The following is a 22,967-nucleotide window of genomic DNA, read 5'->3' as shown; positions in this document are numbered from 1 at the left end:
GGCTCGATAAAGAAAAGAACACACACGAACCGATCATAGATGATCGGCTCGTGTGATCGCGAGAGCTGGCGATAACCGTTCAGCGCTCGTTCAGCGACGGACCGGACGCTTCTGCAGTTTGCGCTGCAGCGTGCGGCGGTGCATGCCCAGGGCACGGGCGGTGGCGGAGATGTTGCCTTCGTGCTCGGTCAGGACGCGCTGGATGTGCTCCCACTGGAGACGGTCCACGGACATCGGGTTTTCCGGCACCAGGCTGTCGAGGTCGGCGTGCTCGGAGAGCAACGCGGCCAGCACGTCATCGGCATCCGCCGGTTTGCACAGGTAATTGCAGGCGCCGCGCTTGATTGCCTCGACGGCAGTGGCAATGCTCGAGTAACCGGTGAGGATCACCACGCGCATGTCCGGGTCGAGTTCGAGCAGCTTGGGCAGCAACACCAGGCCTGAATCGCCGTCCATTTTCAGGTCCAGCGCGGCGTAATCAGGGATATCGGCCTGGGCGATGGTCAGGCCCTCTTCGGCGGAACCTGCGGTGCTGACGCGAAAACCACGGCGGGCCATGGCGCGGGCCATCACGCGGGTGAAGGTTGCATCGTCGTCTACCAGCAGCAAATGCGGCAGTTCTTCGCCTTCAACTTGGATCTCGTCACTCATGTTCGTCTCCTCGGGCGACACGGGGCAGGCGCAGCTCGGTGAGCGTGCCGCCTTCCTCATGACTGTAGAGTTTCACTGAGCCGCCGGCGCGTGTCACGCTGGCCTTGCTCAAAAACAGGCCCAGGCCGAAACCTTTGCCCTTGGTGGTAAAAAACGGTTTGCCGATCTGCTCGGCGATAGCCAGCGGTACACCGGCACCATGGTCGCGAATGCTGATGGTCAAGTCTTCGACGGTCCAGTCCAGGGTCACTTGCAAGCCTTCAGGGCAGGCATCGGCGGCGTTGTTCAGCAGGTTCAACAGCGCTTGAGTCAAATCCGGCGGCGGCGCCATGCGCGGCACCGTGCCCTGGCCCAGACGCTGGAAGCGATAACTGGCCTCAGGACGCATCAGGTGCCAGCGGTTGAGCGCTTCGTCGAGCCAGTCGGTGACATCCTGCATCTCCACCGCCATACGACGGTTGGCCTCGGCGGCGCGCACCAGTTGCTGCAAGGTTTCCTTGCACAACTTGACCTGATCCTGCAAAACCTTCAAATCGTCCTGCAACATCGGGTCGGGGTGATCCTGCTGCATCTCTTTGAGCAACACGCTCATGGTCGCCAGCGGCGTGCCCAGTTCATGGGCGGCACCGGCAGCCTGAGTCGCGACGGCCAGTAATTGCTGATCGCGCAGGCCTTCCTCGCGACGGATCGCACGCAGCTCTTCCTGCCGACGCAGCTCTTCAGCCATGCGTGCAGCAAAGAAGGTGATGACGGCGGCGGCCAAGGCAAAACTCAACCACATGCCGTAGATCTGCAGGTTTTCCCGGGCGATGGGGAAGGTTTCCAGCGGGTAGAACCGCGCCAGCAGCAACGTATACAGCGCCAGGGCGATACCCGACAGAATCACCGAATAGCGCCACGGCAGCGTCACGGCGGCGATGGTCAGCGGCACCAAGTAATAAGAGACGAACGGGTTGGTCGAACCACCGGAGAAATACAACAAGGCGCTGTGGATAAACAGGTCGCAGGCCAGTTGCAGGGCGTATTCAAGCTCGGTAACCGGCCACGAAGTGCGCAGGCGCACGGCGGTGAACACACACAACAGCGTCGAACAGCCCAGGGTCATCGCCAGCGGCACCCACGGCAACGGCAGCAGCTGGAGCCAGTAGGCCAGGCCTACGGAGCCGGCCTGGGCGGCGAGCACCAGAATCCGGATGAAAGTCAGCCGCCAGAGGTTCTGGCGAGTGGCGGAAGTCAATTGTACGGGGGCGAGCATGAGCTCTCCTGATGAGCGCTCCAGGCGGATCGCACGGAGTATAACCAAGCCGCGGGCCTGAGAGGCGAAAGTGCGGCAAACGACCACAGTTGCGGCTCATGGATTTATAAGTGAATGCTTCGCCGATGAGCCCCTGTGGCGAGGGAGCTTGCTCACGTCGGCCTGCGAAGCGGACCCCAACCATTCAACCGGGTGAAACTGGCAAACCACGCATACCGACTTTGCGACTGCTTCGCAGCCGAGCGGGAGCAAGCTCCCTCGCCACAAAAGCCCGGCACCGGTTGAGACTGTATAGAAGTTGTAACTGTGCGAAACGGACCATTGAAGCTAGAGTCTGATGGTTTCACGCAGGTTCGGACCCTAACCCCTGCGCATCGTCCAAGGAGCTTTTCATGCACACATTGCGCCGCAGCGCCGCCCTTCTTGCCCTAAGCGTTGGCACCGCCGCCAGCCTCCCGGCCCTGGCCGTCGACGAGTTGCATTACAACCAGATCTCCCTGCGCGCCGAAGTCAGCCAGGAAGTGGCCCGCGACCTGATGATCGTGACCCTCTACACCGAAGAACAAAACACCGACCCGGCCAAACTCGCCGCCGACGTCAGCACCACCATGAACAAGGCGCTGGCCCAGGCCAAACAGGTCAAGGACATCACCCTGCGTCAGGGCAGCCGCAACAGCTACCCGATCTACGACACCAAAGGCCAGAAAATCACCGGCTGGCGCGAACGCGCCGAACTGCGCCTGGAAAGCTCGGACTTCGCCGCCCTGTCCAAACTCACCGGCGAACTGCTCACCGACCTGAAAATGGGCGGCATGGACTTCGCCATCGCAACGCCAACCCGCAAAGCCAGCGAAGACGCCCTGCTCAAAGAAGCCGTGATCGCCTTCAAGGCCCGCGCCCAACTGGCCACCGACGCCCTGGGCGGCAAGAGCTACAAAATCGTCAACCTGAACCTCAACAGCAACGGCTATCCACAACCGTACATGCGCGGGCCGATGATGATGAAAGCCGCCGGCATGGATTCGGCACCGGTGACGCCAGAAGTTGAAGCCGGCACCAGCCAGGTCAGCATGACAGCGGATGGGGCGATTGAAGTGTTGATGCCTTGATGCGATAACCCGGACACGAAAACGGCAGGGCGGTGTACACGCGAGTAAACAGGCCGCCTCAGCTGCTTTTGATTTTGCATTTGCGAAAGCCCAGGAGCTAAGAGAAACTCCCTGCCTTTCCAGACTCGATAAGGACGCGAGCATTGAAGTTTGAAAGGGATCAGTTTTCCGGCAACCATGGAATTGTCTTCAACGTATCGCGCTTCACCCTGTCAGCCGGTGAACGGGGTAGCCTCAGAACACTGCATTTTGGTGAAGCGAAAGCCGCCCACTATGAAGTGAGCAATCTGGTGGTAGAGCTCTATGACAAAATGCTCGCCAAGGATTTGCCTTGCCAAATGATGGTCGGGATCTCCAAACCCCTGACCCGGCAACAGGGGGATTTACTCAATGCTCAACGAACAAGTATCGCCAACCTCACCAGTGGTGTTTTCGGGGCAGCGGCAGGTAAATTCATGCCCGGTGCGGCCATCCCGGTGGGATGGGCAGTCCGCGAGTTCACGCTGAGCAAATTGCCGACTTATCACGCCGGCGATGTCATCGTCAGCCTGGATGCACAGGTCAGCGGTGGCATAGGCCCTCAGCACTCAGGATCGTCCATGATCATCAAGACTCAAGGCGGGTGAGATCATGAACGAATATGGCCTGTACGCCGTGGCTTATGCAGTATTCCTGCTGTTGTTCTTCTATCTGAAATCCTATGGCCTCAGAAAATGGCTGGGCATCACCCTGTTCGCTCTGGGGTTTTCGAGTATTTTTATGCTGCCGCCTTTCATCGCCGGCTTCGATCTGGGCATCGTTTCAACCAATGCTATCGCCCTCGGGGCTGCGCTGTTTTTTAGTCGGGCCCGGTATACGGCGTGAGCCACGCGCTCATTCAAGCAACGTGAAACGGATTAACTTCACCCACAACGCCCGCCTGACACCGCTTTGCGTAGGAGCTGCCGAAGGCTGCGATCTTTTGACGTTGATTTTTAAGATCAAAAGATCACAGCCTTCGGCAGCTCCTACAGTCCGCCATCAACGCAAAGACCGGCAGACTATGCCCGGATAGAGGGGTCCCCCTCAAAAAACGATATTTCCACCCTCCCCGCCAACAACGCTACTCTCAGGAAAATATCGCTGCTCAAATCCCGGGGACTCCATGGAAAGAACCACCGTCAAACCACTTCTGCTCGCACTCGCCCTCGCCACAACCGCATCACTCGCACAAACCGCCCAAGCCGCCACCACCCTGGTCTACTGCTCCGAAGCCAGCCCTGCCGGATTCGACCCCAGCCAATACACCAGCGGCACCGACTTCGATGCCTCGGCCGAAACCGTCTTCAACCGCCTCACCCAATTCAAACGCGGCGGCACCGAAATCGAACCCGGCCTGGCAACAAAATGGGACGTATCCGAGGACGGCCTCACCTACACCTTCCACCTGCGCGACGGCGTGAAATTCCACACCACCGACTACTTCACCCCCACCCGCGACTTCAACGCCGACGACGTGCTGTTCACCTTCCAGCGCCTGCTCGACCCGGACAACGCCTTCCGCAAGGCCTACCCCGCCGAGTCGCCGTACTTCACCGACATGGGCCTGAACACCACGATCAAAAGCATCGACAAGATCGACGACCACACCGTGCGCTTCAGCCTGAACAACGTCGACGCCGCGTTCGTGCAAAACCTCGCCATGAGCTTCGCCTCGGTGCAATCCGCCGAATACGCCGCCCAACTGTTAAAGGAAGGCAAAGCCGCCGACCTCAACCAGAAACCCGTCGGCACCGGCCCGTTCGTGTTCAAGCGCTACCAAAAGGATTCGCAAATCCGCTACGCCGCCAACAAGGCCTACTGGAAACCCGAGGACGTGAAACTCGACAACCTGATTTTCTCGATCACCCCGGACGCCGCCGTGCGCTTGCAAAAACTCAAGGCCGGCGAGTGCCAGGTCAGCGGCTACCCACGTCCGGCAGACATCGAAGTGATGGAGCAAGACCCGAATCTGAGGGTGCTCAAGCAAGCCGGTTTCAACCTCGGCTTCCTTGCCTACAACGTGACCCACCCACCGCTGGACCAGCTCAAGGTGCGTCAGGCGCTGGACATGGCCATCGACAAGCCGGCGATCATCAAGGCTGTCTACCAGAGTGCCGGGCAACTGGCGCAAAACGCCTTGCCACCGGCGCAATGGTCGTATGACCCGAGCATCAAGGACGCCCCGCACGACCCGACCAAAGCCCGCGCGCTACTGAAAGAAGCGGGAGTTGCTCCCGGCACCACAATTAATCTGTGGGCCATGACCGTGCAGCGCGCCTCCAACCCCAATGCGCGGATGTCGGCACAGATGATCCAGCAGGATTGGGAGAAAGTCGGGATCAAGGCCAACATCGTCAGCTATGAATGGGGCGAATACATCAAGCGCGCCAAGAACGGTGAGCATGACGCAATGATCTACGGCTGGACCGGCGACAACGGTGACCCGGACAACTGGCTCGGCGTGCTCTACAGCTGCGCTGCGGTGAAAGGTAGCAACTACGCCAAATGGTGTGACCCGGCCTACGACAAACTGGTGCAGCAAGCCAAGGTGTCCACGGACAAACAACAGCGGGTCAAACTGTACCAACAGGCCCAGCAAATCCTTAAACAACAAGTACCTATCACACCCATTGCCAACTCGACGGTGTTCCAGCCACTGCGCAAGGAAGTCACCGACTTCAAGATCAGTCCGTTTGGCCTCACACCGTTCTATGGCGTGGGTATAAATAAGTAACACCAGGCTCCAACCGGGTGCGTCAACCGCCCCGGTCGCCCCTTATCGGTGCACGACTTGCACCGTAAAAAACCTGCGTAAACGGTCAAATACATCAGTTTTTACACATATGCGACATTAAGGTACGTTCGTGCCACTCTTTAGGACTTGTGGCCATTCCGGATCTTGCATTGGGTACGGCCCCTGCATAAGTATCCGCAGGTCGACTCACGAGGTCGTCCTCTAATCCAAAAATGACAACAAATCATGAGGCCACCATGCTTAAACACGCGGTCATTCCGTTTTTAGTCGGCGCAAGCCTGTTAGCCAGTGCACCTTTCGCCCAAGCGGCGTCTAACCTGGTGTTCTGCTCCGAAGGAAGCCCGGCCGGTTTCGACCCAGGTCAGTACACCACCGGAACCGACTTCGACGCCTCTGCAGAAACCATGTTCAACCGCCTGACCCAGTTCGAGCGCGGCGGCACCGCTGTGATTCCTGGCCTGGCGACCAAGTGGGACATTTCCAGTGACGGCCTGACTTACACTTTCCACCTGCGTGAAGGCGTCAAGTTCCACACCACCCCGTATTTCAAGCCGACGCGTGAGTTCAACGCCAACGACGTGCTGTTCACCTTCAATCGCATGATTAACAAGGATGACCCGTTCCGTAAGGCGTACCCGACCGAATTCCCGTACTTCACCGACATGGGGATGGATACCAACATCACCAAGATCGATAAAGTCGACGACCACACCGTCAAGTTCACCCTCAAAGACGTAGACGCCGCGTTCATTCAGAACATGGCCATGAGCTTCGCCTCGATCCAGTCCGCCGAGTACGCTGCCCAGCTGCTCAAGGAAGGCAAGGCTGCCGACATCAACCAGAAACCGATCGGCACCGGCCCGTTCGTGTTCAAGAGCTACCAGAAAGACTCCAACATCCGCTACACCGGGAACAAGGACTACTGGAAGCCTGATGACGTGAAGATCGACAACCTGATCTTCGCCATCACCACCGACCCGTCGGTACGCATCCAGAAGCTGAAGAAGAACGAGTGCCAGATCACTCTGTTCCCGCGTCCAGCCGACCTGAAGGCGCTCAAAGAAGATAAAACTTTGAAGATGCCTGAGCAGGCTGGTTTCAACCTGGGCTACATCGCCTATAACGTGATGGACAAGGTCAAGGGCAGCAACGAGCCGAACCCGCTGGCCGACCTGCGAGTTCGTCAGGCGCTGGACATGGCCGTCAACAAGCCGCAGATCATCGACTCGGTTTATCAGGGCGCAGGCCAACTGGCCGTCAACGCCATGCCGCCGACCCAATGGTCCTACGACACCACCATCAAGGATGCCAAGTACGATCCTGAGAAAGCCAAACAGCTGCTCAAGGAAGCCGGCGTCAAGGAAGGCACCGAAATCGTTCTGTGGGCGATGCCGGTACAGCGTCCGTACAACCCGAACGCCAAGCTGATGGCTGAAATGCTGCAGTCCGACTGGAAGAAGATCGGCCTGAACGTGAAGATCACCAGCTACGAATGGGGCGAGTACATCAAGCGCTCCAAAGGCGGCGAGAACCAGGCGATGATCATCGGCTGGAGCGGCGACAATGGTGATCCGGACAACTGGCTCAACGTGCTGTTCGGCTGCGACTCGCTGAGTGGCAACAACTTCTCCAAATGGTGCGACAAGAAATTCGACGGCCTCGTCAAGGAAGCCAAACGCACCACCGATCAGGCCAAGCGCACCGAACTGTACAAACAGGCGCAACACGTCCTCAAAGATGCTGTTCCAATGACACCTATCGCTCACTCGACGGTGTTCCAACCCATGCGCGCCAACGTGCAGGACTTCAAGATCAGCCCATTTGGCTTGAACTCCTTCTACGGCGTCAGCGTCAGCAAATAAGAAAAGGCAGCGGCGACGTTTTCAGTGTCGCCGCTGCTTTTTTCTGCCGAGAAGTTAGGAATTTGCCTACATCCAAATCCGCTGTCTGACGCAGCCAGGGGTTAGGACGAGTTGCCTTTTCCTACGAGTCTTTAGGACTCAGCGCATTTACTGCCAGACCCACGGCACCTACCGTCGGGTTCTGACCAGTGACTGTGTGGGCTATCGGTTTGCTGCCCGTATTGGTTTGAGCTCAATGCCGCCACAACGTCCCCGGACGGGATCGCGGCGCATTGAATAACACTACAAAAAGAGGGAGCGTCATGCGCCATTCCTTGGTTTTATCCGCATTGCTGGGCACCGGCCTGCTGGCCGCCACTTCCATCAGCCAGGCCGCCAATAACAGCCTGGTGTTCTGCTCCGAAGGCAGCCCCGCCGGTTTCGACACCGCGCAGTACACCACTGCGACCGATAACGACGCCGCCGAGCCGCTGTACAACCGTTTGGCAGAGTTTGAAAAAGGCGCCACCAATGTCGTGCCAGGCCTGGCAACCCGCTGGGATATTTCCGAGGACGGCCTCAAATACACGTTTCATCTGCGTGAAGGGGTGAAGTTTCACACGACCAAATACTTCACGCCGACTCGCGATTTCAACGCCGACGACGTGCTGTTCACGTTTAATCGCATGCTCGATCCGCAGCACCCGTTCCGTAAGGCTTATCCGACCGAGTTCCCGTATTTCAACGGGATGAGCCTGAACAAGAATATTGCCAAGGTCGAAAAGACCGGGCCGCTGACCGTGGTGATGACGCTCAACAACGTCGACGCCGCGTTCATCCAGAACATCGCCATGAGCTTCGCCGCCATCCTTTCGGCCGAATACGCCGACCAGTTGCTGGCGGCCGGCAAGCCGAGCGAGATCAACCAGAAGCCAATCGGCACCGGGCCGTTCGTGTTCAAGAGCTACCAGAAAGACTCCAACATCCGTTACAGCGGCAACAAACAGTACTGGGACCCGAGCCGGGTCAAGCTCGACAACCTGATTTTTGCCATCAACACCGACGCCTCGGTGCGCGTGCAGAAGCTCAAGGCCAACGAATGCCAGATCACCCTGCACCCGCGCCCCGCCGACGTAACCGCACTGAAGAATGATCCGAAACTGCAGCTGATCGAGAAACCCGGCTTCAACCTCGGCTACATCGCCTACAACGTCCGGCACAAGCCTTTCGACCAGCTCGAAGTGCGCCAGGCGCTGGACATGGCGGTGAACAAGCAAGGCATTCTCAACGCCGTCTATCAAGGTGCCGGTCAACTGGCGGTCAATGCCATGCCACCGACCCAGTGGTCCTATGACGACACCATAAAGGACGCCTCCTACAACCCGGAAAAAGCCAAGGAACTGCTCAAGGCCGCTGGCGTGAAGGAAGGCACCGAAATCACTCTCTGGGCCATGCCGGTCCAGCGTCCGTACAACCCCAACGCCAAACTGATGGCCGAAATGCTCCAGGCGGACTGGGCGAAGATCGGCCTCAAGGTCAAGATCGTCAGCTATGAATGGGGCGAGTACATCAAGCGCACCAAGAACGGCGAGCACGACATCAGCCTGATCGGCTGGACCGGTGACAACGGTGACCCGGACAACTGGCTCGGCACGCTCTACAGCTGCGATGCCATCGGCGGCAACAACTACTCCATGTGGTGTGATCCGGCCTACGACAAGCTGATCAAGCAGGCCAAGGTCGTCACCGATCGCGACCAGCGCACCGTGCTCTACAAACAGGCGCAGCAGTACCTCAAGCAGCAGGTGCCGATCACGCCGGTCGCCCACTCGACGGTCAACCAGCCGTTGAGCGCCAAAGTCGAAGGGTTCAAGGTCAGCCCCTTCGGTCGCAACGTGTTCTCGGGCGTCAGTATCGACCAATAACCAATTAGCCAGAAACGCTGGGGGGCGGATTCCGCCCTCACGCAAGCGTATTGCCGTAATTCGTCAAATCGGCCTGCAGCAAACGTTTGCGAAGCCTGAATGAGTTCTAAACCAAATAGCCGGATCACCAAAAAAGACCGGCATTAAAAAAAGAAAGAAAGGAGCTTCACACATGAAACTGAGCAGCACCGCGTTATTGGCCTTGGCCATCAGCAGCGTGACCGCCACGGCTTACGCAGAGTCCCAGAGCCAGGCGTTCACCCCGGTTACCGTGAATGAGAAAAGTGCTCAGAGTGAAGCCACTGGCTTCGTCGAAGGGCAGTCGATCACCGGTAGCACGCGTAACTGGTATGCCAACGAGCAACTGAAACGTGGCGGCACGTTCAGCTACAAGAAAGACGGTGTATCAACCCCGACTGATCGTCGTATCAACTGGGTTCAGGGCACCATCCTCAAGTACAACTCCGGCTTCACTCAAGGCACCGTAGGTTTCAGCACCGAAGTGGCGGCCTACAACGCCATCGCTCTGGATCGTGATCGCAAGGATCTGGCGTCCAACAACGGCGGCGCACCGGGAACCCGTCCTGGCGCGGGCAACAACCGTACCCTGACCGAAGAAGGTGGCGACGCCGTCGGCCAGTGGAGCAAACTGGGCCTGGCCAACGTCAAGGCCCGTGTCTCCAACACTACCCTGACCGCTGGCCGCATGAACTTCAGCAGCCCGATGGTCGATGTCATCGGTAACCGTGCGCTGCCTTCGAGCTTCGAAGGTGTGGCCATCCACAGCGAAGAGCTGAACAACCTGGCTTTCGACCTGGCCACCTTCGATCGCAACTCTCCGCGTACCGAAGAAAGCCAGCGTAAATTCCGCACCGAATACGCCAACGGCATCGTTGAAACCGATCACATCTACACCGGCGGTATCACCTACACCCCATTCGCCAGCCTGACCACCAGCCTCTGGGCAACCCAGGCCGAAGACATCTGGAACCAGTACTACTTCGGCGCCAGTCATGTGCTGGGCGACAGCCAGGTCCTGAGCCTGACCACCGGCCTGAACTACTACAAAACCCAGGAAGAAGGTAAAGCCCTCATAGGCAAAATCGACAACGACACCTACTCCCTGTCGTTCGGCCTGACCCACCAGGCCCACAGCCTGACCTTCTCCTACCAGGAAGTGAACGGTAACGAGTACTTCGACTACCTGCACGAAACCAACGGCATCTACCTGGCCAACTCCCTGCTGTCGGACTTCAACGGCCCGAACGAGAAGTCCTTCCAGATTGCCTACGGTCTGAACATGGCCGAATACGGCGTGCCAGGTCTGAAGTTCAACATCTACCAGGCACGTGGCTGGGGCATCGACGGTACTCACTACACCGGCAATGAAGGCGTAGCAGGCAAGGGTTACGACGGTATCCAGGCCCAGGATGGCGAAACCCATTACGAATACGGTATCGGTGCGACCTACGCCCTGCAGAGCGGCCCGCTGAAGGCTACCACTGTTCGCGCAACCTACACCGCGCACCGCGCCAGCGAAAACCAGGCGGATGGCAGCATCAACGAGTTCCGTCTCGTGACCACCATCCCGTTCAACATTTTGTAAAACGCACGCCGGCGGCTGACTCATGACGAGTCGGCCGTCCGGTTTTTTCCTGTTCAACCGATTGCAGAGGGTTCTTGATGAAAATGCTTCCCCTACGAGCGGCCATCGCTGCCGCATTGCTGAGTGTCGCTGTTGGCGTCTCGGCCAAACCCTTGGTGGTCTGTACCGAAGCCAGCCCGGAAGGCTTCGATATGGCCCAGTACACGACTGCAGTCACAGCCGACGCAGTGGCCGAAACCATCTTCAATCGCCTGGCGGACTTCAAGCCCGGCACCACTGAAGTGATTCCGGCGCTGGCCGAATCCTGGGACATCAGTGAAGACGGCCTGACCTACACGTTCCACCTGCGCAAAGGCGTCAAGTTTCACACCACCGATTACTTCAAGCCGACCCGCGACATGAACGCCGACGACGTGGTCTGGAGCTTCCAGCGTCAGCTGGACCCGAATCACCCATGGCACAAGCTGTCGAGCGTGGGCTTCCCGTACTTTGAGAGCATGGGCTTCAAGGAACTGCTCAAAAGCGTAGAGAAAGTCGACGACAACACGGTCAAGTTCACCCTGACCCGCCGCGAAGCGCCGTTCCTGGCCGACATCGCCATGGCCTTCTCCTCGATCTACTCCGCCGAGTACGCCGATCAACTGCTCAAGGCCAACAAGACCGGCGACCTGAACAACAAACCGGTCGGCACCGGCCCCTTCATCTTCCAGCGTTACGCCAAGGACGCCCAGGTGCGCTTCAAGGCCAACCCGGACTACTTCCGTGGCAAGCCACCGGCTGATGCGCTGGTCCTGGCGATTGCCACCGACAACAACGTGCGCCTGCAAAAGCTCAAGGCCAACGAGTGCCAGATCGCGCTGTATCCAAAACCGGATGACATCCCGAGCATCAAGAAAGACACCAACCTGAAGGTTGATGAACTGAACGCGATGACCGTCTCCTATGTCGCCATGAACACCTCCCGCAAGTACATGAGCGACGTGCGGGTGCGCAAAGCCATCGACATCGCGTTCGACAAAGAGGCCTATGTCAACGCGCTGTTCGGCAAAGGCAATGCGACGGTGGCGGTCAACCCGTACCCGGACACCCTGCTGGGCTACAACCATAAACTGACCAACCCGCCTCGCGACCTCGACAAGGCTCGTGCCCTGCTCAAGGAAGCCGGGGTACCGGAGGGCACTGTGTTCACCCTGTTCACCCGTAACGGCGGCGGCCCGACCAACCCTAATCCGATGCTCGGCGCGCAAATGATGCAGGCAGATCTGGCCAAGGTCGGCATCAAGGTCGATATTCGTGTCATGGAATGGGGCGAGATGCTCAAGCGCGCGAAGAACGGCGAGCACGATATGGTGTCCGCCGGTTGGGCAGGCGATAACGGCGACCCGGATAACTTCCTGACGCCTATGCTCAGTTGTGAGGCCGCCAAGAACGGCGAAAACTACGCTCGCTGGTGCAATGAAAAGTTCCAGGCGCTGATCGACGAAGCACGGGCCAAAGTGAACCCGGCTGAACGCACGGCGCTCTACGAACAGGCCCAGGACGTTTTCAATCAGGACCAGCCATGGATCAGCATGGCGCACACCCGCATGTTCACTGCAATGCGCACCAACGTAGAGGGCTATCACATTAGCCCCCTCACCACTAACAACTTCGCCACCACCCAGGTGAAGTAGATAAGAAACGCCCGGCATCGCTGACCCCAGCGATGCCGGGCATGCCTAACCGGCTGATGAGGTACCACACAAGATGTTTAGTTTTATTGCCCGCCGATTGGGGTTACTGATCCCCACGTTCTTCGGCATCACCTTGTTGACTTTCGCGTTGATCCGCATGATTCCTGGCGACCCCGTGGAAGTGATGATGGGCGAACGTCGGGTCGACCCCGAAATGCATGCTCAGGCAATGGAACGCCTAGGTCTGAACAAACCGCTGTATGCCCAATACCTGGATTACATTGGCAAACTGGCCCACGGCGATCTCGGCGAATCCCTGCGTACCCGTGAAAGCGTCTGGACCGAGTTCAGCTCTCTATTCCCCGCGACCCTGGAACTGGCCTCGGCCGCCATGTTGTTCGCCGGCATCCTGGGCCTTCTGGCCGGGGTGATCGCGGCACTCAAGCGAGGGTCCCTGTTCGACCATGGGGTAATGGGTGTCTCCCTGGCGGGATACTCGATGCCGATCTTCTGGTGGGGCCTGATCCTGATCATGTTCTTCTCGGTGAGCCTGGGCTGGACCCCGGTATCCGGGCGGATCGACCTGCTCTACGACATCGAGCCACGCACCGGCTTCATGCTCATCGATACGTTGCTGGCCGATGACGTCGGAGCGTTCTTCGATGCCCTGCATCACCTGATCCTGCCAGCCATCGTGCTCGGCACCATCCCGCTGGCGGTGATTGCGCGGATGACCCGTTCGTCGATGCTCGAAGTGCTGCGTGAAGACTACATCCGCACCGCCCGCGCCAAAGGCCTGTCGCCATCGCGCGTGGTATTCGTGCACGGTCTGCGCAATGCGCTGATTCCGGTACTGACGGTGGTCGGCCTGCAAGTCGGCACGCTGCTGGCCGGCGCGGTCCTGACCGAAACCATCTTCTCCTGGCCCGGCATCGGCAAATGGCTGATCGAAGCCATTGGCGCACGGGACTATCCCGTGGTGCAGAACGGCATCCTGTTAATCGCCTGCCTGGTGATTCTGGTCAACTTCGTAGTGGACATCCTCTACGGCTTTGCCAACCCACGCATCCGTCATCAGCGCTGAGATCAATGACCATGACCACTCTCACTACACCGGTAGCAGTCGATCAAAGCCTGCTGTATCCGTCGCCCTACAAAGAATTCTGGCATGCGTTCTCCAGGAACAAAGGCGCTGTCGCCGGCCTGATGTTCATGCTGCTGGTGATTTTCTGCGCGATCTTCGCCCCATGGGTCGCACCGCATAACCCGAGCGAACAGTACCGCGACTTCCTGCTGACCCCGCCCTCCTGGCTGGAAAGCGGGCATATCCAGTTCCTGCTGGGTACCGATGAACTCGGTCGTGACCTGCTGTCGCGTTTGATTCACGGCTCGCGCCTGTCCCTGCTGATCGGCTTGTCATCGGTGGTGATGTCGCTGATTCCTGGCATCCTGATGGGTCTGTTCGCCGGGTTCTTCCCGCGCGTGCTCGGCCCGACCATCATGCGTCTGATGGACATCATGCTGGCCCTGCCGTCCCTGCTGCTGGCGGTGGCAATTGTCGCCATCCTCGGCCCTGGCCTGATCAACACCATTATTGCCATCGCCGTGGTTTCGTTGCCGTCCTATGTTCGTCTGACCCGCGCCGCGGTGATGGGCGAATTGAACCGCGACTACGTGACCGCCGCACGCCTGGCCGGTGCCGGTCTGCCTCGCCTGATGTTCGTCACCGTGCTGCCCAACTGCATGGCGCCGCTGATTGTTCAGGCCACCTTGAGTTTCTCCTCGGCGATTCTCGATGCCGCGGCACTGGGCTTCCTCGGCCTTGGCGTACAACCGCCAACCCCTGAGTGGGGCACCATGCTGGCTTCGGCTCGCGACTACATCGAACGCGCCTGGTGGGTGGTGAGCTTGCCTGGTTTGACCATTTTGCTCAGCGTGCTGGCAATCAACTTGATGGGCGACGGCCTGCGCGATGCGCTGGACCCGAAACTCAAGAACGCCGCCTGAGGAGATTCAAATGTCACTGTTAGAAATCAAGAATCTCAACGTTCGCTTCGGCGACGCCAACGCCGTTCCGGTGGTCGATGGTCTCGACATATCCGTGGAAAAGGGCGAAGTGCTGGCCATCGTTGGCGAGTCGGGTTCCGGCAAGTCCGTGACCATGATGGCGCTGATGGGCCTGATCGAGCGTCCGGGGATCGTCACCGCCGACGCCCTGAATTTCGACGGCAAGAACATGCTCGCGCTCAGCAACCGTCAGCGTCGACAGATCGTCGGCAAAGACCTGGCCATGGTCTTTCAGGACCCGATGACCGCGCTGAACCCGAGCTACACCGTGGGCTTCCAGATCGAAGAAGTGCTGCGCCTGCACCTGAAAATGTCCAGGAAGGACGCTCGCAAGCGCGCCATCGAACTGCTGGAAAAAGTGGAAATCCCCGGCGCCGCCAGCCGTATGGATGCCTACCCGCATCAACTCTCCGGCGGCATGAGCCAGCGTGTTGCAATCGCCATGGCGATTGCCGGCGAACCAAAACTGCTGATCGCCGACGAACCGACCACCGCACTCGACGTAACGATTCAGGCGCAGATCATGGACCTGCTGCTGGCCCTGCAGAAAGAGCAGAACATGGGCCTGGTGCTGATTACTCACGACCTCGCGGTCGTGGCCGAAACCGCCCAGCGCGTGTGTGTGATGTACGCCGGCCAAGCGGTTGAAGTCGGTCAGGTGCCACAACTGTTCGACATTCCGGCGCACCCGTACAGCGAAGCGCTGCTCAAGGCCATTCCAGAACACAGCCTGGGTGCTGCGCGCCTGTCGACGCTACCGGGCATCGTTCCCGGTCGTTACGACCGTCCGCAAGGTTGCCTGCTGTCGCCGCGCTGCCCGTACGTGCAAGACAATTGCCGCACCCAGCGTCCAGCCCTTGACCAGAAAAGCAACAGCCTCGCCCGCTGCTTCTACCCGTTGAACCAGGAGGTGGCGTAATGGCCGTCGTACTTACCGCCCGCAACCTGACCCGTCACTACGAAGTGTCCCGTGGCCTGTTCAAGGGCCATGCGACCGTGCGCGCCCTCAACGGTGTGTCGTTCGAACTGGAAGCCGGCAAGACCCTCGCTGTCGTGGGTGAGTCCGGTTGCGGCAAATCCACCCTGGCCCGTGCCCTGACGTTGATCGAAGAGCCATCCTCCGGGTCGTTGAAAATCGCCGGGCAGGAAGTCGCCGGCGCCGACAAGGCTCAGCGCAAGCAACTGCGCAAAGATGTACAGATGGTGTTCCAGAGCCCGTACGCGTCGTTGAATCCACGGCAGAAAATCGGTGATCAGCTTGCAGAGCCATTATTGATCAACACCAACCTCAGTGCCGCCGAACGTCGCGAGAAAGTCCAGGCGATGATGAAGCAGGTGGGCTTGCGTCCCGAGCACTACCAGCGCTATCCGCACATGTTCTCCGGCGGTCAGCGCCAGCGGATCGCCCTGGCCCGCGCGATGATGTTGCAGCCGAAAGTGCTGGTGGCGGACGAACCGACCTCGGCGCTGGACGTGTCGATTCAGGCGCAGGTACTCAACCTGTTCATGGATTTGCAGCAAGAGTTCAACACCGCCTACGTGTTCATCTCCCACAACCTGGCGGTGGTACGCCACGTTGCCGATCACGTGATGGTGATGTACCTCGGCCGTCCGGTGGAAATGGGGCCGAAAGAGGACATCTACACCCGTCCCCTGCACCCGTACACCCAGGCGTTGTTGTCGGCGACGCCGACCATTCACCCGGATCCGGACAAGCCGAAAATCAAGATCGTCGGCGAACTGCCAAACCCGCTGAATCCACCGTCCGGCTGCGCCTTCCACAAGCGCTGCCCGTACGCGACCGAGCGCTGTGCCATCGAAGAGCCGGCCCTGCGTCTGCTCGACACACGCCAAGTGGCTTGCCACTACGCCGAGCAATTCCTCGACGGCGCGGCCTGAAAAAAACGCGCCCCGGTGCCGGGGCGCGCTTTTGCTGAGTTAACCAAACCCCTTCTGCCCCGACTGCGCATCAGTCAGGCAGACGGGGTTTTCTTTTGCCTGTCATTCAGGCTCAAGTGTCGTCTTCGTTGCTGTCCGAGTCGTCGGTCGAGTCATCATCGTTCGAGCTACCCGATTCCGATGCGGCGAGCATCAGCTCGCTGTGCACGCCTTGCCCGCTCCAGGCCTGTTCATCATGGTTCGTGCACTCCGCCCACGCCGCTGACGTGCCGAGGGATAGCATCACCAAAACCTTCAGCAGCAACACTATGCGTTGAATAATGCTCATAGCCGATTCCATCCTTTCTTGGGTGAAGCATGGGTGCCGGAATGGCGCAGAGAGAAATTTAGCGCGATTCTCCAGATAGGACGCTAACGAAGGTCGGGAAATGCCGTGAGAAGGGAGATTGGTTTCGAATAATGCCTATAACCAGATCAACTAAGTGATGCGGGCTCGCCGAGCACGGAAGGAAGAACCCTGTTGCGCCCGGACAACTGAGTCGCTTCGGTGCGGTACACAGCCCAGACAATAAAAAGCCCCGAGACTCGCGCATCGGGGCTTTGGGGTTTGCAACTCAGCGCTTAGTGATGCTCACGCGTCGCACGGAATTTCACGTCCGGCCAGCGTTCTTCCATCAGTGCCAGGTTGACCCGGGTCGGGGCCAGGTAGGTCAGGTGACCGCCGCCGTCGAGGGCGAGGTTTTCCACGGCCTTGTTGGTGAATTCCTCAAGCTTCTTCTTGTCGCCGGACTCGATCCAGCGCGCGGAATACACGGTGATCGGCTCGTAGGAGCACTCGACCTTGTATTCCTCTTTCAAACGGCTGGCGACCACATCGAACTGCAGCACACCGACGGCGCCGAGAATGATGTCGTTGCTGCGCTCGGGGAAGAACACCTGGGTGGCGCCTTCTTCGGCCAGTTGCTGCAAGCCTTGACGCAGTTGCTTGGATTTCAGTGGATCGCGCAGGCGTACGCGACGGAACAGTTCCGGGGCGAAGTGCGGGATGCCGGTGAAACCCAGGGTTTCGCCTTCGGTGAAGGTGTCGCCGATCTGGATGGTACCGTGGTTGTGCAGGCCGATGATGTCGCCGGCGAACGCTTCTTCCAGTTGCTCACGCTCGGAGGAGAAGAAGGTCAGCGCGTCGCCGATCCGCACGTCCTTGCCGGTGCGCACATGGCGCATCTTCATGCCTTTTTCGTATTTGCCGGAGCAAATGCGCATGAAGGCGATGCGGTCGCGGTGTTTGGGGTCCATGTTCGCCTGGATCTTGAACACGAAACCACTGAACTTCTCTTCCACCGGCTCGACGGTGCGCTCGTTGGCGACACGGGCCAATGGTTGCGGTGCCCAGTCGACCACAGCGTCGAGCACGTGATCGACACCGAAGTTGCCCAGCGCGGTACCGAAGAACACCGGGGTCAGTTGGCCGTCGAGGAATTCCTGTTGATTGAATTCGTGGCAGGCGCCCTGCACCAGTTCCAGCTGCTCGATGAAACGCTCGTACTCGTCACCTAAGTGCGCGCGCGCTTCATCGGAATCGAGCTTCTCGATGATTTTGGTTTCGGTGCGCTCATGACCGTGGCCGGCGGTGTAGACGATGATGTAGTCGTCGGCGAGGTGATAAACACCCTTGAAGTCGCGGTAGCAACCGATCGGCCAGGTGATCGGCGCGGCCTTGATCTTCAGGACCGCTTCGATTTCGTCGAGCAGTTCGATCGGGTCGCGGATGTCACGGTCGAGTTTGTTGATGAAGCTGACGATCGGCGTGTCACGCAGACGGCAGACGTCCATCAGGGCGATGGTCCGTGGTTCTACACCCTTACCGCCGTCGAGGACCATCAATGCCGAGTCCACCGCAGTCAGGGTGCGGTAAGTATCTTCGGAGAAGTCTTCGTGGCCCGGGGTGTCGAGCAGGTTGATCATGTGGTCGCGATACGGGAACTGCATGACCGACGTGGTAATGGAAATACCCCGTTGTTTTTCCATTTCCATCCAGTCGGAGGTGGCATGGCGGTCGGACTTGCGAGATTTCACCGTGCCGGCAACCGCAATCGCCTTGCCCATCAGCAAGAGCTTCTCGGTGATGGTGGTCTTACCGGCATCGGGGTGGGAAATAATGGCGAAAGTGCGGCGTTTCGCGACTTCGGCGGCCTGTTTGGTCATGGGAAATCGCCTGGCGGTGATTCAAAAAAGGGCGGCGAGTATAGCTTAAAAAGTGATCTACGGACCACCACGCACAGGAGCTGCCGATGGCCGTAATCAGCGCGGGCAGCTCCTTCTTGGTGGCTAAATGCTGCTGATTATGGAACCTTTTAAAAGCTGGAGACGTCCACTCCCCTGTTACGACCCATCGTCAGGGGCTGAAAAATCAGCAAGTTAGCCTGACGAGGCTGCGCTTATGGCTCTATCTCATGCGGTTTCATCAGCATGAAGAGCTGCTTCTCGCGAACGTTATTTTCCCGGCAGCCAGGAATGGCATGCCACACGGGACTGCGTTCGCCGACTGAAAAAAGGAGTCTGCCTGTGGCTATTCGCTATGGCAAAGGGCTGACAGGAGGTGCGGTTGTCGTCGCTCTTCTGGCCCTGCTGGTCCACTGGATTGGCATCAACACGATCGAACAGTACCGCGACGATTTGTTGTTTTACCTGCAAGCTCATCTGATTCTTGTCCTCGCTTCCATGCTGGCCGCCCTTGTTGTGGGCATACCCGCCGGCATCGTTTTAAGCCGCCCGCCCCTGGTGGGACGCGCCGAACGCTTCATGCAGATCTTCAACATCGGCAATACCGTGCCGCCGCTCGCCGTACTGGCCATCGCCCTGGGCATCCTCGGCATCGGCAGCGGTCCGGCAATCTTCGCTCTGTTCCTGGCTTCGCTGTTGCCGATCGTGCGCAACACCTATGAAGGGCTGAAAAACGTTCAGGGTTCGCTCAAGGAAGCCGCCGTCGGCATCGGCATGACCCCGACTCAGGTGCTGTGCCGGGTCGAACTGCCGAACGCCGTGCCGATCATCATCGGTGGCGTGCGTGTGGCGCTGGCGATCAACGTCGGGACCGCACCGCTGGCGTTCCTGATAGGCGCCAACAGTCTGGGCAGCCTGATTTTCCCCGGCATCGCCCTGAACAATCAGCCGCAACTGCTGCTCGGCGCGGCCTGCACCGCCCTGCTGGCCTTGCTGCTCGACGGTCTGGTGACACTCGCCAGCCGCCTCTGGCTCGAACGCGGCCTGCGCCCGTCTTAAGCCTCGGCAAAGGAATTCTCATGAAGACATCAAGCTTTTTACTAGGCTGCGTTCTGCTGTTCGCAGGAATCGCCCAAGCCGCTGAAAAACCCGTGATCCGCATTGGCGCCCGGGTGTTCACCGAACAAACCCTGCTGGCGGAAATCACCTCCCAATACCTGCGCACCAAGGGTTACGACACCCAGGTGACCGGCGGCCTGGGCAGCAATCTGGCCCGCAGTGCTCACGAAAGCGGCCAACTGGACATGCTCTGGGAATACACCGGCGTCTCGCTGGTGGCTTACAACCATGTCACTGAAAAACTCGACAGCGCGCAGTCCTACGCCCGGGTGAAAGAACTCGACGAGAAAAAAGGCCTGATCTGGCTCACTCCGTCGAAATTCAGCAACACCTACGCCCTGGCCCTGCCGGAAAAAACCGCGAAGGCTTACCCGCAGATCAACACCATCAGCCAGTTGAACGAGGTGTTGCAAGCCGAGGCGAAGACTAATCACCTCGTCGCTTTGGACACCGAATTCGCCAACCGTTCGGACGGTTTGGGCGGCATGGTTGATCTCTATGGCATGAACCTGACCCGCAACAACATTCGCCAGATGGATGCCGGGCTGGTCTACACCGCCTTGCGCAATGGCCAGGTGTTCGCCGGCCTGGTCTACACCACCGACGGTCGCTTGAACGCCTTCAAACTCAAGCTGCTCGAAGACGACAAGCATTACTTCCCCGACTACACCGCCGCGCCGGTGGTGCGCCAGGCCTACCTCGATGCCCACCCGAAACTCGCCGAAGAGCTCAAGCCACTGGCCGAACTGTTCGACGACACCACCATGCGCCAGCTCAACGCACGGGTCGATGTCGATCACGAAAGCCCTTCATCCGTTGCCGCCGATTTCCTGCGCCAGCATCCACTGCTGTCTGTTCAATAAGGCAGAGGAGAAAAAGACATGGAATTTCTCAACGCCTTTTCCCATCTCGATTGGCCGCTAGTGCTGCACCTGACCTGGCAGCACATCACCCTGGTTGGCATCGCGGTAACGCTGGCGATTCTGGTCGGCGTGCCGCTGGGCATCCTGATGACCCGCTTCCCGACATTGGCCGGCCCGTTGCAAGCCAGCGCCACGGTTTTGCTGACCGTGCCGTCGATTGCGCTATTCGGCCTGCTGTTGCCGTTCTATTCCAGGTTCGGCCAGGGCCTGGGCCCGATGCCGGCAATCACCGCCGTGTTTCTCTATTCGCTGCTGCCGATCATGCGTAACACCTACCTGGCGCTGACCGGCGTGGAACCCGGCATTCGCGAAGCCGCCCGGGGTATCGGCATGACCTTCGGTCAGCGCCTGCGCATGGTCGAACTGCCGATTGCCGTGCCGGTGATCCTCGCCGGTGTCCGCACCGCCGTAGTGATGAACATCGGCGTGATGACCATCGCCGCCACCATCGGCGCCGGTGGCCTCGGTGTACTCATCCTCGCTTCCATCAGCCGCAGCGACATGTCGATGCTGATCGTCGGCGCGGTGCTGGTCAGTCTCCTGGCCATCTTCGCCGACCTGCTTCTGCAATGGCTGCAACGCACGCTGACTCCAAAAGGACTGCTCAAATGATCGAACTTCAAAACCTCAGCAAGACCTTCCAAAGCAACGGCAAAGATGTGAAAGCCGTGGACTCGGTGAGCCTGACCGTCAATGAAGGCGAGATCTGTGTGTTCCTCGGGCCATCGGGCTGCGGCAAGAGCACCACGCTGAAAATGATCAACCGGTTGATCAAACCGACTTCGGGCAAGATCCTGATCAACGGCGAAGACACCACCGACCTCGACGAAGTGACCCTGCGCCGCAACATCGGTTATGTGATCCAGCAGATCGGTCTGTTCCCGAACATGACCATCGAGGAAAACATCACCGTCGTTCCGCGCCTGCTCGGCTGGGACAAACAGAAATGCCACGACCGCGCCCGCGAGTTGATGAGCATGATCAAGCTTGAACCCAAGCAATACCTGACTCGCTACCCCCGTGAATTGTCCGGCGGCCAACAACAGCGGATCGGTGTGATTCGAGCACTGGCGGCGGATGCGCCGCTGTTGTTGATGGACGAACCGTTCGGCGCGGTCGACCCGATCAACCGCGAAATGATCCAGAACGAGTTCTTCGAAATGCAACGGGCGCTGAACAAGACCGTGATCATGGTCAGCCATGACATCGACGAAGCCATCAAGCTCGGCGACAAAATCGCGATCTTCCGCGCCGGCAAGCTGTTGCAGATCGACCACCCAGACACCTTGCTCGCGCATCCGGCGGACGATTTTGTCAGCAACTTCGTCGGCCAGGACAGCACGCTCAAACGCTTGCTGCTGGTGAAGGCTGAAGATGCGGCGGACAACGCGCCGTCGGTCAGCCCGGAAACCCCGGTGGCCGAAGCGCTGGAATTGATGGACGAACTGGACCGCCGCTACGTGGTGGTGACCTGCGCCGAGAACAAAGCCTTGGGCTATGTGCGTCGGCGCGACCTGCATCGCCAGACCGGCACCTGCGCGCAATACCGGCGCGAGTTCAACGCCACCGCGGCGTATGACGAACATTTGCGCATCCTGCTGTCGCGTATGTACGAGTTCAACCGCTCGTGGTTGCCGGTGATGGATGCCGAGCGGGTGTTTCTCGGTGAGGTGACTCAGGAATCGATTGCCGAATACCTGAGCTCCGGTAAGTCCCGTGGGGGCAAGACCAGCATTGTTTCGCCAGCGGAAACTGCGTTGACCTGACTTGTATGAGGCTCTAGTGCTTTTGTGGCGAGGGAGCTTGCTCCCGTCCGGCCGCGAAGCAGTCGTGAAGTCAGCCGATGCGATCCTTCTGAAGAACCGCATTGCCTGATTTTGGGGGCGCTACGCGCCCCAGC

General features: G+C 59.2%; 20 protein-coding genes. 16 read left to right on the top strand and 4 right to left on the bottom strand.

The features are described 5' to 3' along the window. Nucleotides 1-90: 90 nt before the first annotated feature. Both FFH90_RS05155 and FFH90_RS05150 read right to left on the bottom strand, forming a co-directional pair. Nucleotides 91-651 (bottom strand): response regulator transcription factor, encoded by a 561-nt coding sequence (locus FFH90_RS05155; protein WP_007939714.1) that lies wholly within the window; start codon nt 649-651, stop codon nt 91-93. After that, a complete protein-coding gene (locus FFH90_RS05150; protein ID WP_018929525.1) occupies nt 644-1,906 on the bottom strand; it encodes an ATP-binding protein in 1,263 nt (420 codons plus the stop codon). Before FFH90_RS05150 ends, FFH90_RS05155 begins: the two co-directional genes overlap by 8 nt. 392 nt (nt 1,907-2,298) lie before the next feature. Here FFH90_RS05150 and FFH90_RS05145 point away from each other — a divergent pair, with 392 nt between their 5' ends. The 12 genes from FFH90_RS05145 to FFH90_RS05090 all read left to right on the top strand — a co-directional run bounded on the left by FFH90_RS05145 (nt 2,299) and on the right by FFH90_RS05090 (nt 16,802). Next, the gene (locus FFH90_RS05145; protein ID WP_138866777.1) at nt 2,299-3,015 is read left to right on the top strand and encodes an SIMPL domain-containing protein; all 717 of its coding nucleotides are present in this window, start codon (nt 2,299-2,301) and stop codon (nt 3,013-3,015) included. 143 nt (nt 3,016-3,158) lie between these two features. Continuing rightward, nucleotides 3,159-3,641, top strand: coding sequence for a hypothetical protein (locus FFH90_RS05140; protein WP_019582420.1), 483 nt, complete (start codon nt 3,159-3,161; stop codon nt 3,639-3,641). A gap of 4 nt (nt 3,642-3,645) precedes the next feature. Next, complete coding sequence (locus FFH90_RS05135) at nt 3,646-3,879, top strand: hypothetical protein (RefSeq protein ID WP_018929522.1); 234 nt, start codon at nt 3,646-3,648, stop codon at nt 3,877-3,879. A 280-nt stretch (nt 3,880-4,159) separates the two neighbouring features. Next, entirely contained in the window at nt 4,160-5,770 is a 1,611-nt protein-coding gene (locus FFH90_RS05130) for an ABC transporter substrate-binding protein (RefSeq protein ID WP_138866776.1), read from the top strand. Nucleotides 5,771-6,027: 257 nt separating this feature from the next. Beyond that, a complete protein-coding gene (locus FFH90_RS05125; protein WP_138866775.1) occupies nt 6,028-7,653 on the top strand; it encodes an ABC transporter substrate-binding protein in 1,626 nt (541 codons plus the stop codon). Between the two features lie 302 nt (nt 7,654-7,955). After that, the gene (locus FFH90_RS05120) at nt 7,956-9,557 is read left to right on the top strand and encodes an ABC transporter substrate-binding protein (protein WP_018929519.1); all 1,602 of its coding nucleotides are present in this window, start codon (nt 7,956-7,958) and stop codon (nt 9,555-9,557) included. Nucleotides 9,558-9,729: 172 nt separating this feature from the next. Next, nucleotides 9,730-11,163: an OprD family porin gene (locus FFH90_RS05115; RefSeq protein WP_018929518.1), complete on the top strand. Its 1,434-nt coding sequence runs from the start codon at nt 9,730-9,732 to the stop codon at nt 11,161-11,163. 77 nt (nt 11,164-11,240) lie between these two features. Next, nucleotides 11,241-12,836, top strand: a complete 1,596-nt coding sequence (locus tag FFH90_RS05110; RefSeq protein ID WP_018929517.1) for an ABC transporter substrate-binding protein — start codon at nt 11,241-11,243, stop codon at nt 12,834-12,836. A 73-nt stretch (nt 12,837-12,909) separates the two neighbouring features. Continuing rightward, nucleotides 12,910-13,920 carry an ABC transporter permease subunit gene (locus FFH90_RS05105; RefSeq protein ID WP_018929516.1) on the top strand — a complete coding sequence of 337 codons (1,011 nt, stop codon included), beginning with the start codon at nt 12,910-12,912 and terminating at the stop codon, nt 13,918-13,920. Between the two features lie 11 nt (nt 13,921-13,931). Beyond that, entirely contained in the window at nt 13,932-14,843 is a 912-nt protein-coding gene (locus tag FFH90_RS05100) for an ABC transporter permease subunit (RefSeq protein WP_064621194.1), read from the top strand. 10 nt (nt 14,844-14,853) lie between these two features. Then, nucleotides 14,854-15,822: an ABC transporter ATP-binding protein gene (locus tag FFH90_RS05095; RefSeq protein WP_064616156.1), complete on the top strand. Its 969-nt coding sequence runs from the start codon at nt 14,854-14,856 to the stop codon at nt 15,820-15,822. Further along, nucleotides 15,822-16,802: a peptide ABC transporter ATP-binding protein gene (locus FFH90_RS05090; RefSeq protein ID WP_064616155.1), complete on the top strand. Its 981-nt coding sequence runs from the start codon at nt 15,822-15,824 to the stop codon at nt 16,800-16,802. The genes FFH90_RS05095 and FFH90_RS05090 overlap by 1 nt, the downstream gene beginning before the upstream one ends. A 112-nt stretch (nt 16,803-16,914) precedes the next feature. On the opposite strand, the gene FFH90_RS05085 is transcribed toward FFH90_RS05090, so the two are convergent. Together FFH90_RS05085 and FFH90_RS05080 are read right to left on the bottom strand one after the other, a co-directional pair. Next, nucleotides 16,915-17,130 carry a hypothetical protein gene (locus tag FFH90_RS05085; RefSeq protein ID WP_064616154.1) on the bottom strand — a complete coding sequence of 72 codons (216 nt, stop codon included), beginning with the start codon at nt 17,128-17,130 and terminating at the stop codon, nt 16,915-16,917. Between the two features lie 293 nt (nt 17,131-17,423). Continuing rightward, the gene (locus FFH90_RS05080; RefSeq protein WP_064616153.1) at nt 17,424-19,007 is read right to left on the bottom strand and encodes a peptide chain release factor 3; all 1,584 of its coding nucleotides are present in this window, start codon (nt 19,005-19,007) and stop codon (nt 17,424-17,426) included. Nucleotides 19,008-19,367: 360 nt separating this feature from the next. Here FFH90_RS05080 and FFH90_RS05075 point away from each other — a divergent pair, with 360 nt between their 5' ends. The 4 genes from FFH90_RS05075 to FFH90_RS05060 are packed head-to-tail and all read left to right on the top strand — an operon-like array spanning nt 19,368 to nt 22,833. Further along, nucleotides 19,368-20,084, top strand: a complete 717-nt coding sequence (locus tag FFH90_RS05075; protein ID WP_086946000.1) for an ABC transporter permease — start codon at nt 19,368-19,370, stop codon at nt 20,082-20,084. A 20-nt stretch (nt 20,085-20,104) separates the two neighbouring features. After that, nucleotides 20,105-21,007, top strand: a complete 903-nt coding sequence (locus tag FFH90_RS05070; protein WP_138866774.1) for a glycine betaine ABC transporter substrate-binding protein — start codon at nt 20,105-20,107, stop codon at nt 21,005-21,007. 18 nt (nt 21,008-21,025) lie between these two features. Continuing rightward, on the top strand, nt 21,026-21,679 hold the full coding sequence (locus tag FFH90_RS05065) for an ABC transporter permease (protein WP_018929509.1): 654 nt from the start codon (nt 21,026-21,028) through the stop codon (nt 21,677-21,679). Next, nucleotides 21,676-22,833 (top strand): betaine/proline/choline family ABC transporter ATP-binding protein, encoded by a 1,158-nt coding sequence (locus FFH90_RS05060; protein WP_086945998.1) that lies wholly within the window; start codon nt 21,676-21,678, stop codon nt 22,831-22,833. The genes FFH90_RS05065 and FFH90_RS05060 overlap by 4 nt, the downstream gene beginning before the upstream one ends. Nucleotides 22,834-22,967: the final 134 nt, after the last annotated feature.

It is taken from the genome of Pseudomonas sp. ATCC 43928, from assembly GCF_005938665.2.
In the GTDB taxonomy this organism is placed as follows: domain Bacteria; phylum Pseudomonadota; class Gammaproteobacteria; order Pseudomonadales; family Pseudomonadaceae; genus Aquipseudomonas.
The sequence above is the reverse complement of the archived record's forward strand: the minus strand, read 5'-3'. Positions and strand labels throughout refer to the sequence as shown.

Bases quoted from the DNA above. Each gene is read 5' to 3' on its own strand.
- FFH90_RS05155 (WP_007939714.1), bottom strand. From the start codon at position 651: ATGAGTGACGAGATCCAAGTTGAAGGCGAAGAACTGCCGCATTTGCTG.
- FFH90_RS05150 (WP_018929525.1), bottom strand. From the start codon at position 1,906: ATGCTCGCCCCCGTACAATTGACTTCCGCCACTCGCCAGAACCTCTGG.
- FFH90_RS05145 (WP_138866777.1), top strand. From the start codon at position 2,299: ATGCACACATTGCGCCGCAGCGCCGCCCTTCTTGCCCTAAGCGTTGGC.
- FFH90_RS05135 (WP_018929522.1), top strand. From the start codon at position 3,646: ATGAACGAATATGGCCTGTACGCCGTGGCTTATGCAGTATTCCTGCTG.
- FFH90_RS05130 (WP_138866776.1), top strand. From the start codon at position 4,160: ATGGAAAGAACCACCGTCAAACCACTTCTGCTCGCACTCGCCCTCGCC.
- FFH90_RS05125 (WP_138866775.1), top strand. From the start codon at position 6,028: ATGCTTAAACACGCGGTCATTCCGTTTTTAGTCGGCGCAAGCCTGTTA.
- FFH90_RS05120 (WP_018929519.1), top strand. From the start codon at position 7,956: ATGCGCCATTCCTTGGTTTTATCCGCATTGCTGGGCACCGGCCTGCTG.
- FFH90_RS05115 (WP_018929518.1), top strand. From the start codon at position 9,730: ATGAAACTGAGCAGCACCGCGTTATTGGCCTTGGCCATCAGCAGCGTG.
- FFH90_RS05110 (WP_018929517.1), top strand. From the start codon at position 11,241: ATGAAAATGCTTCCCCTACGAGCGGCCATCGCTGCCGCATTGCTGAGT.
- FFH90_RS05105 (WP_018929516.1), top strand. From the start codon at position 12,910: ATGTTTAGTTTTATTGCCCGCCGATTGGGGTTACTGATCCCCACGTTC.
- FFH90_RS05100 (WP_064621194.1), top strand. From the start codon at position 13,932: ATGACCACTCTCACTACACCGGTAGCAGTCGATCAAAGCCTGCTGTAT.
- FFH90_RS05095 (WP_064616156.1), top strand. From the start codon at position 14,854: ATGTCACTGTTAGAAATCAAGAATCTCAACGTTCGCTTCGGCGACGCC.
- FFH90_RS05090 (WP_064616155.1), top strand. From the start codon at position 15,822: ATGGCCGTCGTACTTACCGCCCGCAACCTGACCCGTCACTACGAAGTG.
- FFH90_RS05085 (WP_064616154.1), bottom strand. From the start codon at position 17,130: ATGAGCATTATTCAACGCATAGTGTTGCTGCTGAAGGTTTTGGTGATG.
- FFH90_RS05080 (WP_064616153.1), bottom strand. From the start codon at position 19,007: ATGACCAAACAGGCCGCCGAAGTCGCGAAACGCCGCACTTTCGCCATT.
- FFH90_RS05070 (WP_138866774.1), top strand. From the start codon at position 20,105: ATGAAGACATCAAGCTTTTTACTAGGCTGCGTTCTGCTGTTCGCAGGA.
- FFH90_RS05065 (WP_018929509.1), top strand. From the start codon at position 21,026: ATGGAATTTCTCAACGCCTTTTCCCATCTCGATTGGCCGCTAGTGCTG.
- FFH90_RS05060 (WP_086945998.1), top strand. From the start codon at position 21,676: ATGATCGAACTTCAAAACCTCAGCAAGACCTTCCAAAGCAACGGCAAA.